Here is a 264-nt window from a genome sequence, read left to right on the forward strand (position 1 = left end):
TGACAGCAGATATTATCGAAGCAGAAGCTGCAGTATTTCAGATCGTAGGTCACGATTTCACAAACGAAAAATATCAGCCCCTCCCTGAAAAAGCAAGGATCGCATTATTAAAAATGGCCCAATACTTTGCCATGCTGAATGATGATGAATCTATGATGAAAGGCTTTACGTCAGAAAAAATGGGCGATTATTCATATGCGAAGGCAGCTGAACAAGTCAAAGGCAGGCCCTATGTATATGCCCTGCTTGTTGATTACATTGAAC

1 protein-coding gene is annotated in these 264 nt (G+C 40.9%); it reads left to right on the plus strand.

What is annotated here, in order from left to right; translation table 11 throughout:
• Nucleotides 1-264, plus strand: a 264-nt coding sequence (yqbG, locus tag R0J87_RS21355; RefSeq protein WP_498888802.1) for a protein YqbG, incomplete at both ends; no start/stop codon positions are given.

Source organism: Halomonas sp. SIMBA_159 (assembly GCF_046536035.1).
GTDB classification, from domain to species: Bacteria; Pseudomonadota; Gammaproteobacteria; order Pseudomonadales; family Halomonadaceae; genus Vreelandella; species Vreelandella venusta_A.